At 71.8% G+C, this 16,553-nt stretch carries 14 protein-coding genes; 2 read left to right on the top strand and 12 right to left on the bottom strand.

The genetic code is table 11. The features are described 5' to 3' along the window. Positions 1 to 358 precede the first annotated feature (358 nt). Genes galK through galT form a run of 3 tightly spaced genes read right to left on the bottom strand, consistent with a single transcriptional unit; the run spans position 359 to position 3,670 of the window. A complete protein-coding gene (galK, locus tag ASC60_RS08680) occupies positions 359 to 1,546 on the bottom strand; it encodes a galactokinase (protein ID WP_055548474.1) in 1,188 nt (395 codons plus the stop codon). Between the two features lie 58 nt (positions 1,547 to 1,604). Then, positions 1,605 to 2,630: a UDP-glucose 4-epimerase GalE gene (galE, locus tag ASC60_RS08685; RefSeq protein WP_055548476.1), complete on the bottom strand. Its 1,026-nt coding sequence runs from the start codon at positions 2,628 to 2,630 to the stop codon at positions 1,605 to 1,607. Further along, a complete protein-coding gene (gene galT, locus ASC60_RS08690; RefSeq protein WP_055548478.1) occupies positions 2,627 to 3,670 on the bottom strand; it encodes a galactose-1-phosphate uridylyltransferase in 1,044 nt (347 codons plus the stop codon). Before galT ends, galE begins: the two co-directional genes overlap by 4 nt. Before the next feature lie 111 nt (positions 3,671 to 3,781). On the opposite strand from galT, the gene ASC60_RS08695 reads away from it, so the two are divergent. Beyond that, the gene (locus ASC60_RS08695; RefSeq protein WP_055548480.1) at positions 3,782 to 5,452 is read left to right on the top strand and encodes a sodium:solute symporter family protein; all 1,671 of its coding nucleotides are present in this window, start codon (positions 3,782 to 3,784) and stop codon (positions 5,450 to 5,452) included. Between the two features lie 27 nt (positions 5,453 to 5,479). Beyond that, a complete protein-coding gene (locus ASC60_RS08700; RefSeq protein WP_055548483.1) occupies positions 5,480 to 5,797 on the top strand; it encodes a hypothetical protein in 318 nt (105 codons plus the stop codon). 53 nt (positions 5,798 to 5,850) lie between these two features. Here the strand turns inward: ASC60_RS08700 and ASC60_RS08705 are convergent, their stop codons facing one another. From ASC60_RS08705 to rsmI, 9 genes are all read right to left on the bottom strand, one after another. Then, positions 5,851 to 6,528: a response regulator transcription factor gene (locus ASC60_RS08705; RefSeq protein WP_055548485.1), complete on the bottom strand. Its 678-nt coding sequence runs from the start codon at positions 6,526 to 6,528 to the stop codon at positions 5,851 to 5,853. A gap of 243 nt (positions 6,529 to 6,771) precedes the next feature. After that, positions 6,772 to 8,553: a hypothetical protein gene (locus ASC60_RS08710; protein ID WP_055548486.1), complete on the bottom strand. Its 1,782-nt coding sequence runs from the start codon at positions 8,551 to 8,553 to the stop codon at positions 6,772 to 6,774. 222 nt (positions 8,554 to 8,775) lie between these two features. Further along, positions 8,776 to 10,608: an ABC-F family ATP-binding cassette domain-containing protein gene (locus tag ASC60_RS08715; protein WP_055548488.1), complete on the bottom strand. Its 1,833-nt coding sequence runs from the start codon at positions 10,606 to 10,608 to the stop codon at positions 8,776 to 8,778. A gap of 46 nt (positions 10,609 to 10,654) precedes the next feature. Next, positions 10,655 to 11,581 carry a 4-(cytidine 5'-diphospho)-2-C-methyl-D-erythritol kinase gene (locus ASC60_RS08720; RefSeq protein WP_055548491.1) on the bottom strand — a complete coding sequence of 309 codons (927 nt, stop codon included), beginning with the start codon at positions 11,579 to 11,581 and terminating at the stop codon, positions 10,655 to 10,657. A gap of 138 nt (positions 11,582 to 11,719) precedes the next feature. After that, entirely contained in the window at positions 11,720 to 12,595 is an 876-nt protein-coding gene (gene rsmA, locus ASC60_RS08725; protein WP_055548493.1) for a 16S rRNA (adenine(1518)-N(6)/adenine(1519)-N(6))-dimethyltransferase RsmA, read from the bottom strand. Positions 12,596 to 12,658: 63 nt separating this feature from the next. Beyond that, complete coding sequence (locus ASC60_RS08730; RefSeq protein WP_079038258.1) at positions 12,659 to 13,837, bottom strand: resuscitation-promoting factor; 1,179 nt, start codon at positions 13,835 to 13,837, stop codon at positions 12,659 to 12,661. A gap of 81 nt (positions 13,838 to 13,918) precedes the next feature. Next, positions 13,919 to 14,896 carry a TatD family hydrolase gene (locus ASC60_RS08735; protein WP_234356846.1) on the bottom strand — a complete coding sequence of 326 codons (978 nt, stop codon included), beginning with the start codon at positions 14,894 to 14,896 and terminating at the stop codon, positions 13,919 to 13,921. A gap of 72 nt (positions 14,897 to 14,968) precedes the next feature. Further along, positions 14,969 to 15,400 carry a hypothetical protein gene (locus ASC60_RS08740; protein WP_055548494.1) on the bottom strand — a complete coding sequence of 144 codons (432 nt, stop codon included), beginning with the start codon at positions 15,398 to 15,400 and terminating at the stop codon, positions 14,969 to 14,971. A 170-nt stretch (positions 15,401 to 15,570) separates the two neighbouring features. Further along, positions 15,571 to 16,449, bottom strand: a complete 879-nt coding sequence (gene rsmI / locus ASC60_RS08745; protein WP_055548496.1) for a 16S rRNA (cytidine(1402)-2'-O)-methyltransferase — start codon at positions 16,447 to 16,449, stop codon at positions 15,571 to 15,573. Between the last annotated feature and the right edge of the window lie 104 nt (positions 16,450 to 16,553).

Genomic DNA, 16,553 nt, shown 5'->3' on the forward strand with positions numbered 1-16,553 from the left:
CCACGTCGCCGGATACACCCGGATACCCCGAGAACCAGTACGGGTACGGCGCCCGGGAAGGGATCACCGCAACCGCACGGCCGCCGCCGTGCTGAGATCGCTACCCCGCCCCGGGCGTCGTACCTGACTGTCTCGCCCCCTGATACACGTCGGCCCCCACCGACGCTTTGCTCAGCGTACGACCGGCCTTCGACATCCGGAGCGAATGAGCGAAACTGCCCGGCCTCGCCTGATTACGGTGGTCTTTGTGTTCGGTCTTGGGGAGTAAGTGAACCAAGAACGGCGGAAACTGATCGGTCAACGGCCGAAGGCAGCGAGGGCCCCGAGGGGGCGGGGAGGGGGAGAAGCCCCCGGCCTCCTACAGCCGCCGGGCGCCCGCGCTCGGGACCGCCGGGAAGATCCGCGGGGCCCGGTGTCCGGCGGCGGCGAAGGCCTCGGTGACCTCCTTGGCCACCGCGTCCGCGTCCGCCACCTCGACCAGCACGATCGCCGAGCCACCGAAGCCACCGCCGGTCATCCGCGCACCGAGCGCGCCCGCCGCGTTCGCCGACTCCACCACGAGGTCCAGCTCGGCGCAGGAGATCTCGAAGTCATCGCGGCACGAGGCGTGGCCGGCGGTCAGGATCGGCCCGATGGCCCGGGTGTCGCCCGCGTCCAGCCGCTCGATGACCTCCCGCACTCGCTGGTTCTCGGTCACCACATGGCGCACCCGGCGGCGCACGGTGTCGTCCTCGCCGAGGTCGGCGAGGGTGGTGAGGGTCGCGTCCAGGGTCTCGAACGGCACCTCGCGCAGCGCGGGCACGCCGAGCGCCCGCGCGGCCGACTCGCACGCGGCGCGCCGGTTGGCGTACGCGCCGTCGCCCAGCTCGTGCTTGACCCGGGTGTCCACGACCAGCAGCCGCAGCCCCTCCGCCGCGAGGTCGAACGGCACCTGCCGCTGGGTGAGGTCGCGGGCGTCGAGGAAGAGCGCATGACCCTCGCTGCAGCACGCGGAGGCCATCTGGTCCATGATCCCGCAGGGCACGCCGACGAACTGGTTCTCCGCGCGCTGGCACAGCTGGGCGACCCGCTGCGGGGTGAGGCCCAGCCCGTACAGCTCGCTGAGCGCGGTGGCGGTCACCACCTCCAGCGCGGCGGACGAGGACAGCCCGGCACCGGTGGGCACCGTGGACGCGTAGTGCAGGTCCGCCCCGCCGGCCGCCGCGCCGGAGAGCAGCCCCTCCTCGCGCAGCACCCACACCACGCCCGCCGGGTAGGCCGCCCAGCCGCCCCGGTCGCCGCCGGTGCCGCCCGCGGTGACCGGGGCCAGCTCCTCGACGCGCAGCTCGACGACCCCGCCCGGGGCGTCCCCGGAGTGGACGCGCAGCACCCCGTCGGTGCGCGGCGAGACGGCCGCCAGGCAGGTGTGCGGCAGGGCGAGCGGCATCACGAAGCCGTGGTTGTAGTCGGTGTGTTCACCGATCAGGTTGACCCTGCCCGGCGCCGCCCACACACCCACCGGATCGGCCCCGTAGACCTCCCGGAACCCCGCCGTCACGTCGCTCACTCGCTGTCCCCTGTCCTTGTGTTCCGGCCGCGGCCGGGCGGCCGCGCCTTTCCGCCGCTCAGTGCGTGCGCTGCGCGAACGTCCACGCGTCCGCGACGATGCCCTTCAGGTCCGCGCGGCTCGGCCGCCAGCCCAGGCGCTCCTTGGCGCGCTCGGCCGAGGCCACCAGCACGGCCGGGTCGCCGCCCCGGCGGCCGGCGACGACCTCGGGGATCGGGTGGCCGGTGACCTGGCGCACGGTCTCGATGACCTCGCGGACGGAGAAGCCGTTGCCGTTGCCGAGGTTGCAGATCAGGTGCTCACCGGGATCGACGCCGCGGCGCGCGGCGCCTCCGTCGAGGGTGGCGGTGGGAGACGGGCGGGCCGCCGCGCCCAGCGCCAGCAGATGGGCGTCGGCCAGGTCGGCGACGTGGATGTAGTCGCGGACGCAGGTGCCGTCGGGGGTCGGGTAGTCGTCGCCGAAGACCGAGATCGCCTCGCGGCGGCCCTGCGCGACCTGGAGCACCAGCGGGATCAGATGCGACTCGGGGTCGTGGCGCTCGCCGTACGCCCCGTAGGCACCCGCGACGTTGAAGTACCGCAGGGAGACCGCGGCCAGGCCGTGCGCGGCGCACTCCCCGCTGATCATGTGGTCGACGGCGAGCTTGGTGGCGCCGTACGGATTGGTCGGCGCGGTCGCGGCGTCCTCGGTGATCGGGACCTCGTCCGGTTCGCCGTAGGTGGCGGCGGTGGAGGAGAAGACGAGGGTGCGGACCCCGGCGTCCCGCATCGCCGCGAGCAGGTCGGTGGTCCCGCCGACGTTGTTGACCCAGTACTTCTCCGGGTTGACGACGGACTCGCCGACCTGCGAGGACGCCGCGAAGTGCAGCACGCCGTCGTACGAGGCGTCGAGCCACTTGGCCGCGTCCTGGATACGGCCCTCGATGAACTCCGCGCCCTCGGGAACGCCCTCGCGGTGCCCGGTGGACAGGTCGTCCAGGACCGTCACCCGGTGGCCCGCCTCCAGCAGATGCGCGGCGACCACGCTGCCGACATAACCGGCACCGCCCGTGACCAGGTACTTCTTCTGCTGCGCATTGCTCACTTGCTCGCTACCTCTCGCAGTCGCTCGGCCGCGGCCTCCGGCGGCACATCATTGATGAACACATTCATGCCGGATTCGGAACCCGCGAGAAACTTCAGCTTGCCGGAAGTGCGGCGGATGGTGAAAAGCTCGAGGTGAAGCGCGAAATCGTCGCGGTCGTCCGCCGTGAACGGCGCCTGGTGCCAGGCGGCGATGTACGGCGTCGGCGGCTCCCCTTCCCCGAAGATCCGGTCGAAGCGCTTCAAGAATTCCAGATACAGCTGTGGAAACTCTGTGCGCGCGCCGTCGTCCAGCGCGGTCAGGTCCGGGACCCGGCGCTTGGGGTAGAGGTGCACCTCGTAGGGCCAGTGCGCGGCGTACGGGACGAAGGCGGTCCAGTGCTCGCCGTCGAGCACGACGCGCCGTCCGTCGGACCGCTCATCGGCGACCACATCATCGAACAGATTCCGACCGGTGCGCTCACGGTGCTCGGCGAGGGAGCGGAGCATCAGCCGGGTACGCGGCGTCGGGAAGGGATACCCGTAGATCTGGCCGTGCGGATGGCCGAGGGTGACGCCGATCTCCCTGCCCCGGTTCTCGAAGCAGAACACCTGCTCGACGGAGGGGAGTCGGGCCAGCTCGGCGGTCCGGTCGGTCCAGGCGTCGAGCACCAGGGCGGCCTGTTCGGCGGTGAGGTCGGCGAAGGAGGCGTTGTGGTCGGAGGTGAAGCACACGACCTCGCACCGCCCCGCGTCACCGGCCAGCGAGGGGAAGCGGTTCTCGAAGACGGCGACGTCGTAGTCGGAGGCGGGTATCTCGCTGAGCCGCCCGTCGCGCGAGGGGCACAGCGGGCATTCGTCGGCCGGCGGGAGGTAGGTGCGCCCCTGGCGGTGGGAGGCGACGGCCACGTCGTCGCCGAGGAGGCGGTCGTGGCGGACCTCGGAGCGGGTCGATATGGGGTCCAGCGGCCGCTGGTCGACGGCGTCGCGCACCGCGTCGTCGCGCGCGTCGTAGTAGATCAGCTCGCGTCCGTCCGCGAGCCGCGTCGCCGTCTTCTTCACGTCCGCCAGCTCCTGTCCACTCCACCCAACACAACTAAACATAATGAATCACAAGTCAACAGTGACGTCAATGCACCAGGAAGGCGTCCGAATAGAGCAGGATTGTGATTTATGCACCTTCTGGCAGCAGGTCTACGGCTCCCCACCAACGCGCTCGACTACACGATCCTGATCCTGTACTTCGCCGTCGTGCTCGGCGTCGGATTCGCCGCCAGACGCAGTGTGAAGACCAGCCTGGACTTCTTCCTCTCCGGCCGGTCCCTGCCCGCGTGGGTCACCGGTCTCGCCTTCGTCGCCGCCAATCTGGGCGCCCTGGAGATCCTGGGAATGGCGGCCAACGGCGCCCAGTACGGCGTCTACACCGTGCACTGGTACTGGGTGGGCGCCATTCCGGCCATGGTCTTTCTCGGCCTGGTGATGATGCCGTTCTACTACGGCTCCAAGGTCAGGTCGGTGCCCGAATTCCTGCTGCACCGCTACGGGCCGTCCTCGCACCTGCTCAGCTCGATCATCTTCTCCGTGGCGTCCGTGCTGATCGCGGGCGTCAACCTCTACGCGATGGCCATCGTCGTCGAGGCGCTGCTCGGCTGGCCGCAGTGGGTGGCCATCGTCGTCGCCGGGCTGTTCGTGCTCGCGTACATCACCCTCGGCGGGCTCTCCTCGGCGATCTACAACGAGGTGCTGCAGTTCTTCGTCATCCTCGCCGCGCTCATCCCGCTCACCGTCGTCGGCCTCAGGCGGGTCGGCGGCTTCGGCGGGCTCAAGGACTCCCTCGAAGCGTCCCACGGCCGGAATTTCACCTCCGCCTGGGGCGGCACCGGCATCGGCTCGGACAACCCGCTGGGCGCCAACTGGCTGACCATCGTGCTCGGTCTCGGCTTCTGCCTGAGCTTCGGCTACTGGACGACCAACTTCGCCGAGGTGCAGCGCGCGCTGTCCGCCAAGAACCTCTCGGCCGCCCAGCGCACCCCGCTGATCGCCGCCTTCCCCAAGATGTTCATCCCGCTGATCGTGGTGGTCCCGGGGCTGATCGCCCTGGTCATCGCGCCGAAGATCGGCTCCACCAAGAGCGGTCTGCAGTACAACGACGCGATCCCGCTGCTGATGAGCGAACTGCTGCCCAACGGTGTGCTGGGCGTGGCGGTGACCGGGCTGCTCGCCGCCTTCATGGCGGGCATGGCGGCCAACGTCTCGTCCTTCAACACGGTCTTCACCAACGACATCTGGCGGGCGTACGTCAGGAAGGGCCGCAGGGACGACTACTACCTGCTGACGGGGCGGGTGGTGACCGCGATCGGCGTCCTGGCCGGGATGGGGACGGCGTTCATCGCGTCCTCGTTCAGCAACATCATGAACTATCTGCAGACCCTGTTCTCGTTCTTCAACGTGCCGCTGTTCTGCGTCTTCATCATCGGCATGTTCTGGCGGCGGGCCACCGCCCCGGCCGGGTTCTGGGGGCTGCTCTCCGGCACCGTCGCCGCGATGATCAACTACTTCTGGTTCTACAAGGAGGGCGTCATCTCCATCCCCAGCGACCAGGGCGCCAACTTCGTCTCCGCCATCGTGGCGTTCGTGGTCGGCGGGGTGGTGATGGTCGCGATCACCCCGTTCACCAAGCCCAAGCCGGAGCAGTCGCTGGCCGGTCTGGTCTACGGAACCACCGCCCCCGGCCTGGCCGAACCCGCGGCGCCGGGCGACGAGGCCTGGTACCGGCGGCCCGCGCTGCTGGGCTGGAGCGCGATCGTCCTCGCGGCCCTGTGCTACATCCCGTTCTCCCTGTGACCCTCCTGCGGATAAGGAACCCGCGCCATGAGTGACGACTACGAGTACAGCCGCGAGGTCGAGGAGCTGGAGGGGAAGTCGGCGACCGCGGCCCGGCTCTTCGACGTGCGGCGCATCATCGGCGGGCTGTTCGTGATCTACGGGATCATTGTCACGATCGCCGGTATCACCGCCTCCGACGCGGACCTGAAGAAGGCCGAGAACATCAACATCAACCTGTGGACGGGCGTGTGCATGCTCGTCCTCGGCCTGCTCTTCCTGCTGTGGAGGAAGCTCAGGCCGCTGCCCGCCCCGCACCCCGCCCCCGAGCAGGGCCCCGCGCGGCCCGGGTACGCGGAAGAGTGATCTGGTGCCGCGTCAGTCAAGGTTTGCCGGGGTGAACCTTGGCTGACGCGGCACTAGGAGGTGCGGCGCGTCGCAGCCCGGTCCAGCAGGCCGGTGCGCGCCGCCAGCGCCGCCGCCTCCAGCCGCGACCCCACGCCGAGCTTCATCAGCACCCGCTGCACATGGGTGCGCGCCGTGCTGGGCGCGATCCCCATGCCCGCGGCGATCAGCCGGGTGTCCTCGCCCTCCGCGACCCGCATGAGGACCTCGATCTCGCGGGGGGTCAGCATGCGCAGCAGCCGGGCCCCCTCGTCGTCCGGCTGGGCCGCGGGGTTCAGCAGCTCCGCGAACGCCCCCTGCAACAGCTGCGGGGCCACCGCCGCCTCGCCCGCGCGCGCCTTCATCATGGCGCGCTCGACGCCCTCGATCCGCTCGTCGTGCCGGACGTAACCGGCGGCGCCCGCGGCGAACGCCGCGGCGATGCCGCGCGGGTTCGGCACCGGGCCGAGCACCACCACCGCGACCTGCGGCCGCTCCTTCTTGATCCGCACGACCGGTTCGAACACGCCCGGATCGGCGGGTGTCGCCGTCCCCAGCAGACACACCTCCGGTGCCCGGCTCACCACCAGCTCCGCCGCTCCCGCGCTCGGCGCGGCCGCGGCGAGCACCCGGTGCCCGCGCAGCTTCAACGCCGAGGCGAGGGCCTCCGCGAGCAGGCGGTGGTCGTCGACCACCATGAGTCGCACACCCATGAGTTTCCCCCCTTTGCCCCGGGAAGCTACACGCTTGTTCGACGTCGCGCGCCCCTTACCCGTGAGAAGCCCCCCGGAATGCCGAAATCCCGTCTGTCTACGCCTACTTGACATCGGATTGGCGTCCGAAACAGACCGATGTGGCCTGCCTGGCGGGCGGATTCGATCATGGAGAAAAACGGCGGCGGCCCCGCCCATACGGTGAGTACGGGCGGGGCCGTTCCAAGGCGTGCGCCGGTGCGGTCAGCTGCCGCCGAAGATGAGGGCCAGCGGGTCGTCCTTGTCGTACGAGCCGGAGGGCTTGTCGGCGTAGACGGTGCTCATGTAGAGCCGCTGGTTGGCGTAGATCATCCCCGAGTAGGTGGGGCTGAACTTCGCCTCCATCTCCCCGGTGTCGCCCGGGTTCTGGAGCAGCTTCGTCTTCTCGTACGACGTGGGGTCGATGCGCCAGACGGCGCCGCCCTCGTCGTAGGTGCTCTCCTGGTAGGCGAGCACGAAGCCGTCCTCGTCGAGCCCGAGCGGGGTCATCGCGGCGCGCTTGACGCCGTCCGCCTTGCCGACCGGCTTGCCGGTCGCCAGGCTGAACGCCACGATCTCGTTGGCGGTGGTGGTGCTGTCGTAGCTGTTGCGGTCCTCCGACCCCAGGAAGAGGGTGTCGGCCGACTTGCTGATGGCGATCTGGCGGCATCCCTCGACGCTGGTCGAGGGGCACTTGGCCTGGTACTTGCCGTTCTCGGTGCTGATCTTCGCGCGCACCGTACCGGTCTTGGCGCTGTCGTCGATGGACAGGTAGTCCGAGACCCCGGAGCCGGTCGAGTCGCCCGCGTCGACCCCGATCACCAGCGGGTCGGTGGACGCGATGTGCACGTAGTCGATGCCCTGCGACACCTTGTACGCGGACTTCACCGCGCCCGTCTTCGGGTTCAGCGTCTGGACCTGGAGCTGCGGGTTGTCGTACTCACCGCACTGGCGCACCGCGACCAGCTTGGTGCCACCGCCGGCGTACCCGCGGTCCTCGCAGTCGTCCTCGGACTTCGGCTTCCACAGCTCCTTGCCCGCCGTCGACCAGGCCGCGCCGCCGCTGGTGCCGCCCGCGGCGACCGTACCGCCGCCGTAGGTCACCTCGTCGAAGGAGACCTTCTCGTCCCCCTCGGTGACGTCCCGGTGCCAGCGCATCTTGCCGTTCTTCAGGTCCAGCAGCGCGACCTGGTTGCAGCTGGGGTACTTGTCCTCCTTGGAGGGCTTGGCCTCCTGGTAGAGGACCGCCGTCAGACCGTCCTTCGAAACGTGCTCCGAGGACCAGCAGACCGCGCCGGCCAGCGGGATCGACCACTTCGCCGCGCCGCCGTCCAGCGGATAGCCGTCGATCTTGTTGACGCCGGCCTTCACGAACGTGTCGTCGGTGGTCCACATGCCGTCGACCGTGACCTGGTCGTCGACCTTCGGCATGGGGAGCTTGTTGATCAGCCGGGCGTTGACCGTCTTGGGGGCGGGCTTGTTCTTGGTGCCGCCGGTGCCGCCGCTGGTGCTTCCCTGGCTGCTCTGCTTGTCCTTGGCCTGGTTGTCGGTGTCGTCGTCGCCACTGGTGGCGAACCATATGCCGCCGCCGATGACCAGCGCGACCGCGACCACCGCGCTGACGATGACCGTCATCCGCTGCTTGGACCGGCCGCCGCCGGGGCCGCCGGCCTGGCCCGGGCCGCCCGGGTACTGCGGCTGGGGCGGATAGCCGTACTGCTGCTGACCGTAGGACTGCTGGCCGAATTGCTGCCCGTACTGCTGCTGGCCATAGCTCTGCTGGTACGGGTTCGGGGTGCCCACCTGGGTGGGCTCCGTGTGCACCGACTGCCCCGGGTAGCCGTAACCGCCCGCGCCCTGCGGGGGCGTCTGCGGCGGCTGCGGCGGCGGGCCGGGGGGCGGCGGAGGCGCGACGGGCGGCTGCTGCGGATAGCCGTAACTCGGCTCCTGCGGCGTGCCGAAGCCGCCCTGCGGCGGCTGATTCGGCGGCGGAGGCGGCTGTGACATGGGTATTCCTCTGTGCGCGAGCCCATGGACCGACTCGGCCTCCCCCGCTATCCCGGCGGCGTTCGTTGCCAAGGTCCACCAGGATGGAGTGAATCGGACATGCGACCCGCCGGTGAGCAGCAGGGCAAGGCGGGAGTTCTTTGTATCACCCGGTCATGACAAGCCACGGACCGGTCGCCAACTCATTGAGCAGCTGAGACCGGCCCGTGACGCGACCGTTGCTCACGCGTCGTCGGCGAGTTCCAGCCAGCGCGTCTCCAGTTCGTCGCGCTCCCCCGCCAATTCCCGCAGCTTGGCGTCCAGCTCGGCGACCCGGGCGAAGTCCGTGGCGTCCTCGGCGATCCGGGCGTGCAGCGTGGACTCCTGCTCGCTGATGCGGTCCAGCCGCCGCTCGATCTTCTGGAGCTCCTTGTTCGCGGCCCGCTGCTCGGCCGCCGACCGCTGCCCGCCGGACGGCGCCGCCTCCGCGGCCTTCTGCCTGCCGGAGTTGCCGGAGCCGGCCTGGGGCGCCGCCGCGGCCAGCGCCCGCTGCCGCCGCTCCAGGTACTCGTCCACCCCGCGCGGCAGCATGCGCAGCGTGGCGTCGCCCAGCAGGGCCTGCACCCGGTCGGTGGTGCGCTCCAGGAAGTACCGGTCGTGGCTGATGACCACGAGCGAACCCGGCCAGCTGTCGAGGACGTCCTCCAGCTGGGTCAGGGTCTCGATGTCCAGGTCGTTGGTCGGCTCGTCCAGGAACAGCACATTGGGCTCGTCCATCAGCAGCCGCAGGATCTGCAGCCGGCGCCGCTCACCGCCGGACAGATCGCCGACCGGCGTCCACTGCTTCTCCTTGGTGAAGCCGAACTTCTCGCACAGCTGCGAGGCGGTCATCTCCCGGCCCTTGCCCAGGTCGACGCGCTGCCGCACCTGCTCGACGGCCTCCAGGACGCGCAGGTTCCGGTCGAGTTCGGCGACCTCCTGCGACAGATACGCGAGCTTGACGGTCTTGCCGACGACGATCCGGCCGCCCGCGGGCTGCTGTTCGCCCTCGGTCCGCGCGGCCTCGGCGAGGGCGCGCAGCAGCGACGTCTTGCCCGCGCCGTTCACGCCCACCAGGCCGATCCGGTCGCCGGGGCCCAGCTGCCAGGTCAGATGCTTGAGCAGCAGCTTCGGCCCGGCGGTGACGGTCACGTCCTCCAGCTCGAAGACGGTCTTGCCCAGGCGGGAGTTGGCGAACTTCATCAGCTCGGCGCTGTCACGCGGCGGCGGGACGTCCGCGATCAGCGCGTTCGCCGCCTCGATGCGGAAGCGCGGCTTGCTGGTGCGGGCCGGGGCGCCGCGGCGCAGCCAGGCCAGCTCCTTGCGCATCAGGTTCTGCCGCTTGGCCTCCTCGGTGGCGGCGATGCGCTCGCGCTCGGCCCGGGCGAAGACGTAGTCGCTGTAGCCGCCCTCGTACTCGTGCACCGCGCCGCGCTGGACGTCCCACATGCGGGTGCAGACCTGGTCGAGGAACCAGCGGTCGTGGGTGACGACCACCAGCGCCGAGCGGCGGGCCCGCAGATGTCCGGCCAGCCAGGAGATGCCCTCGACGTCGAGGTGGTTGGTCGGCTCGTCCAGGACGATCAGGTCCTGTTCGGCGATCAGCAGCTTGGCGAGCGCGATGCGGCGGCGCTCGCCGCCGGACAGCGGGCCGATGACGGTGTCCAGGCCCTGCGGGAAGGCGGGCAGGTCGAGCCCGCCGAACAGCCCGGTGAGGGTGTCCCGGATCTTGGCGTCGCCCGCCCACTCGTGGTCGGCGAGGTCGCCGATCACCTCGTGCCGGACGGTGGCGGCGGGGTCGAGCGAATCGTGCTGGGTCAGCACGCCGAGACGCAGGCCCCCGGCGTGGGTGACGCGGCCGTCGTCGGCGGGTTCGAGCTTGGCGAGGATCCGGATGAGCGTGGTCTTCCCGTCCCCGTTCCGGCCGACGACGCCGATCCTGTCCCCCTCGTTGACCCCGAGGGACACGCCGTCCAGCAGCGCACGGGTGCCGTACACCTTGCCGACGGCTTCGACGTTGACCAAGTTGGTGACCATCACACTCCTGTTACGCGGATCGATCGACGTCCCAGGGTAGTCGCGGTCAGGCGGTGGTGACCGTCGCCCCGGGCACCGGGCCGGACGCCGTCCGTACGGTGCGGCAGGTGCGGGAGGCCGCGAGCGCGGTGGCCACGTGCTGGGCGGCCTCCGCGTCCTTCGCCAGGAACGCGCAGGTCGGGCCGGAACCGGACACCAGCGAGGCGAGCGCGCCGGCGTCCGCGCCCGCGCGCAGCGTCTCGGCGAGCGCCGGGCGCAGCGAGAGCGCGGCGGGCTGCAGATCGTTGGTCACGGCGGCGGCCAGCGCGGTCGGGTCTCCGGTGCGCAGCGCCGTGAGCAGCGCCTCCGACGGCTCGGGGTCGGGGATCGTCGCGACCGTCGCGCCCGCCCCGGTCTCCTCCCTCAGGCGGTCGCACTCCCGGTAGACGGCCGGGGTGGACAGCCCGCCGTCCGCCACCGCGAACACCCAGTGGAACGTGCCGCCCGTCTCCAGCGGCGTCAGCAGCTCCCCCCGCCCCCGGCCGAGGGCCGCCCCGCCGACCAGGCTGAACGGGACGTCGCTGCCCAGGTCGGCGCAGAGGGCGAGGAGTTCGGTGCGGCTCGTACGGGCCCCCCACAGCGCGTCGCACGCCAGCAGGGCGCCGGCGGCGTCCGCGCTGCCGCCCGCCATGCCGCCGGCGACGGGGATGCTCTTGGTGATGTGCAGGTGCACGGCCGGCGCCCGGCCGTGGCGGGCGGCGAGCGCGATCGCCGCGCGGGCGGCGAGGTTGGTGTGGTCGGTGGGGACGTGCGCGGCGTCGGCGCCCTCGACGGTGACGCGGAGGGTGTCGGCGGGGGTGGCCGTGACCTCGTCGTGGAGCCCGACGGCGAGGAAGACGTTGGCCAGGTCGTGGAAGCCGTCGGGGCGCAGGCCGCCGACCGCGAGCTGAACGTTGACCTTCGCGGGGACGCGGGCGGTCACGGGGCGGGTCACGGGGCTCCTCGGTGGGGGTTCGGGTGTCGTCTGCCGGTGCGGCCCATTGTCCCGCCTCCGGCGGACTGCCCCCGCCGGGGGCCACGGGCGCCCGCGGCGGGCCGTCACCCACCCCTCCCCACCCGAAAGGGCGTGTGGTCAGGGGGTGGGGCGGTGTTCGGCGATCGCGGCGAAGTCCTCCACCGTCAGCGACTCCCCGCGGGCCTGGGGGGAGATGCCCGCCGCCGTCAGGGCGGCTTCGGCGGCGGGGGCCGAGCCCGCCCAGCCGGACAGGGCGGCGCGCAGGGTCTTGCGGCGCTGGGCGAAGGCGGCGTCGACGACGGCGAAGACCTCGTCGCGGGAGGCGGTCGTCGCGAGGGGTTCGGTGCGGCGGGTCAGGGAGACGAGGCCGGAGTCGACGTTGGGGGCGGGCCAGAAGACGCTGCGGCCGATGGCGCCCGCCCGCTTGACGCGCGCGTACCAGGCGGCCTTCACCGAGGGCACGCCGTAGACCTTGGAGCCGGGCGGGGCGGCGAGGCGGTCGGCGACCTCGGACTGCACCATCACCAGGGTGCGCTCGATGCTGGGGAAGCGGGCGAGCATGTTGAGCAGGACGGGGACGGCCACGTTGTACGGGAGGTTCGCGACCAGGGCGGTCGGGGCGGGTCCCGGGAGGTCGGTGATGTGCAGCGCGTCGGAGTGGACGAGCGCGAAGCGGTCGGCCCGCTCGGGCAGCCGGGCGGCCACGGTGGCCGGGAGGGCGGCGGCCAGGACGTCGTCGATCTCGACCGCGGTGACCCGGTCGGCGGCCTCCAGCAGGGCCAGGGTCAGGGAGCCGAGACCGGGGCCGACCTCGACGACGACGTCGTCGGGCCGCACCTCGGCGGTGCGCACGATGCGGCGCACCGTGTTGGCGTCGATGACGAAGTTCTGGCCGCGCTGCTTGGTGGGGCGTACGCCGAGGCGGGCCGCGAGGTCGCGGATGTCGGCGGGGCCCAGCAGGGCGTCGGTGGTGCCGGGGTCGGTGGAGCTCACCGGGAAAGCTTACGGCCCGGCCGCCACGCCGTTCACTGCCGTGGCCTTCACCGCCGGCGGCCTTCACTGCCGCAGCTTCTGGCCGCAGTGCGGCCAGGGGGCGGAGCCGCGCTGGACGTACAGCTTCTTGGCCCGGTAGGTCTGCTCGGCGGGGGGCGCGTCCTGGGGGCTGCCGTGGCCGCCGAGGGCGTGCCAGGTCTGGCGGTCGAGCTGGTAGAGCCCGCCGTAGCGGCCGGAGCTGTCGACCGCGCCGGGGCGGCCGCCGGATTCGCAGTGGGCCATGGCCTGCCAGTTGAGCCGGTCGGCTCCGGCGACGGCGGTCGGCGCGGTCATGGTACCGACCCGGACGATGCGGGCCACGGGCGCCCGGACGATCTCGGAGCGCAGCTTCCGGGGCGGCTGCCGTACGCCGTTGACGGTGCGCACCCGGTAGACGGTGCGCAGGGTGCCGGGGCGGCCCTCGCGGGCGACGAGTCGGGTGCCCTTGAAGAGGGTGGGGTCGGCGCGCTGGAGGGTGGGGAAGGGGACCGGCGTCAGTCGGGTCTCCCTGCCGCCGGTGATGCGCATGACCTTCACCGTCTGGCCGTCGCGCGGGAAGCTGTCCAGCGGGACGGACGTGGTGTCGTGGCCGTGCAGGGTGAGCCGGGCCTCGGTGAGCGCTTCGCCGATGGTGGCGGCGTTGGTGCGGACCGGGTGGGCGCGTCCGTCGGCGCGGAAGGTGACGGTGCGCTCGGTGCGGACGTCGAGGTCCAGCCCCTGCCGGGTGATGGCGGCGGAGCGGGAGGCGGACAGGTGGGCGCCGTCGGCGCGGACGCCGAGCTGGCGCAGCGCGGCGTCGACGGTGTCGGCGGTGGTCCAGACCCGGCGGCGTGCGCCGTCGACGGTGAGGGTGACGGGGCGGCCGTAGCGGACGGCGATCTCGTCGCCGCTGGTGAGGGGTTGGCCGGGGGCGGGGGCGACGATGTCGTGCGGGCTGACGTCGACGTCCTCGTCGGCGAGGAGTTCGGCGACGTCGTCGGCGTAGGTGTGCAGGGTGCGCTCGTGGCCGTCGACGCTGAGCCGTACCGCCTTGTCCTGGGCGACGAAGGCGGAGGTGCCCCCGGCCAGGGCGGCGACCACGAGTGCCTGGGGCAGCAGCCGCCGCACCGGACCGGTGCGGGCCGGGGGGCGTCCGCGCCGGGCGGCTCGGCGGGCGGCGGCACGGCCGCCCGGGACGCGGTGGCTGCCCTGCGTACGGCTCACGACAACAACACTCCACGGGTCCACGGTCAGGGGCGCCGCGGACTGTAGCGGACTGTTCCGTCACTCTCCAAAGCGAGTTGGCTACCCTGCGTCGCCGATGACGGAGGGAACCGGATAGCCGAAGACGCGCGCGGTGTTGGCCGCCACGGCGGTCGCCAGGGTGTCTTCGGGCACACCCTTGACGTCGGCCATGGCCCGCAGGGTGAACGGAATCAGATACGGAGCGTTAGGCCGTCCGCGGTAGGGCGCGGGGGTGAGGAAGGGCGCGTCGGTCTCCACGAGGAGGAGGTCGAGGGGGGCGACGGCGAGGGCGTCGCGCAGCGGCTGGGCGTTCTTGAAGGTGACGTTCCCGGCGAACGACATGTAGTAGCCGTGCTCCGCGCACACCTTGGCCATGGCGGCGTCGCCGGAATAGCAGTGGAAGACGACGGTGTCGGGGGCGCCCTCCTCGGCGAGCACCCGCAGGACGTCGTCGTGGGCCTCCCGGTCGTGGATGACCAGGGCCTTGCCGTGCCGCTTGGCGATGTCGATGTGACGGCGGAAGGAGCGCTCCTGGGCGGCCATGCCGTCGGGTCCGGTGCGGAAGTGGTCGAGGCCGGTTTCGCCGACGCCGCGCACCTGGGGCAGGGCGGCCAGGGTGTCGATCTCGGCGAGGGCCGCGTCGAGGGCCTGGTCGCCGCCGGGTTGCCGGGCGCCCTGCCGGGACCAGCCGTCGGGGTCCCCGAGGACGATGCGGGGTGCCTCGTTGGGGTGCAGGGCGACGGTGGACCATACGGCGTCGTGGGCGGCCGCGGTCTCGGCCGCCCACCGGGACCCGGCGAGGTCGCATCCCACCTGGACGACGGTCGTCACGCCGACCGAGGCGGCCTTGGCGAGGGCGTCCTCGACGGTTCCCGCCTGCATGTCCAGATGGGTGTGGGAGTCGGCGACCGGGACCCGCAGGGGGTCCGGGAGCGGGGGCGGCGCGTCCTTTTGCTTTTGCCTGCCGATTTGTCCGCCGTTGTTCTTCCCGCTTCCCGTTCCGCCGCTGCCGCCGTGGGTCGATGCTGATTGCGCCATGCGCGTGATTCTATAAATGCCGATGAATGTCGGGTGAATCACACCTGGCCGCTCAGCTGACCCTGACCGGGCTCATGTGCGATGGTGCGAAAAAGGGTGCAGGAGATCCGACAGGTGCCAGTGGTGCCCACGTCGCCGCGTGGGGCTCGCGGTGTCCGCCTCGCCGTCCGGCCTCGTCTCCGGTACGGGGCGCGTGCGCCGCGCGCTCTCCAGGACCGACGAGACCTGGCCCGAGCGCATGATGCGCACCAGATGCGCACCGCAGTTGACGCAGTCGGGGCTCGTCAGCGGAGACGGGACGCGACTTCCGCCGGTGAAGTACACGACGAAGGACCGGCCCTCGCCGTCCACGTGGTGTTCGATGTCGTACGACCGTTCCCAGCCGTGCCCGCACTTCATGCAGGCGAAGGCGTAGGCCTCGTGGGCCACCTCGCCGCCGTCCGGGCCCTCGGTGGGACGGGTTATCGGGTGCACGCCGTTCGAGGCTCCCGCTATATCGCTCATGGCAGCTCCTCTTGTCCGCAGGACAAGTCTTCCGGGATTGGTACGTCCCCGCGCTTCTCCTCCAGTGGACGCTTTTCCCGGCGGGATCGCAGCAGGTCTTCCCTCTCTTTGGCGCAGATTTAGCTGTGCACTATCGAAACCGCCCGATCGGCAGGTCTGCCCTTTGCCTTTCAGTGGTGCCCTTTACCTTCGCGTGGCCCGTCCTGGGCCGCGTTCTTTGCCGCCACGACCGCGTCGAACACCACCCGTTTGGGTATCCCGGCGGCCTGCGCGACCGCCGCGATGGCCTCCTTGCGGCGCTCACCGGCCGCCTCGCGCACCGCGACCCGGCGGGCCAGCTCGGCGGGACCGGCCTCGTCGGGGCCCGGTTCGGCGGCGCCTTCGACGACGATGGTGATCTCCCCCCGTACGCCCTCCGCCGCCCAGGCCGCCAGCTCCTCCAGCGGGCCGCGCCGGACCTCCTCGTAGGTCTTGGTCAGCTCCCGGCACACCGCGGCCCGCCGGTCCGCGCCGAACACCTCCGCCATGGCGGCCAGGGTGTCGGCCAGCCGGTGCGGGGCCTCGAAGTAGACCAGGGTGCGGCGCTCGCCCGCGGCCTCGCGCAGCCGTGCCAGCCGCTCCCCCGCCTTGCGCGGCGGGAAGCCCTCGAAGCAGAAGCGGTCCACCGGCAGCCCGGAGACGGCCAGCGCGGTGAGCACGGCGGACGGGCCGGGCACCGCGGTGACCGCGATGCCGCGCTCCACGGCGGCGGCGACCAGCCGGTAGCCGGGGTCGGAGACCGACGGCATGCCCGCGTCGGTGACCAGCAGCACCCGGGCGCCGCCCGCCAGCGCGTCGACCAGTTCGGGGGTGCGCGCCGACTCGTTGCCCTCGAAGTAGGACACCACCCGGCCGCCCGGCTGGACGTCCAGCGCCTGGGTGAGCCGGCGCAGCCGCCGGGTGTCCTCGGCGGCGATCACATCGGCCGCCACCAGCTCGGCGGCCAGCCGCGGGGGCGCGTCCGCGGTGTCGCCGATGGGGGTCCCTGCGAGTACGAGCGTTCCAGTCACCCGGCCATCCTCGCAGCCCCCGTTTCCGCCGTGTCGGCCGCCGCTTCCGTGAGACACCACCTGATCCACGCCACACGCACTGGCCACTTCCCTACGATGGCCCG

Origin of the sequence: Streptomyces sp. NBRC 110028, assembly GCF_001417735.1 — a bacterium.
GTDB lineage: Bacteria > Actinomycetota > Actinomycetes > Streptomycetales > Streptomycetaceae > Streptomyces.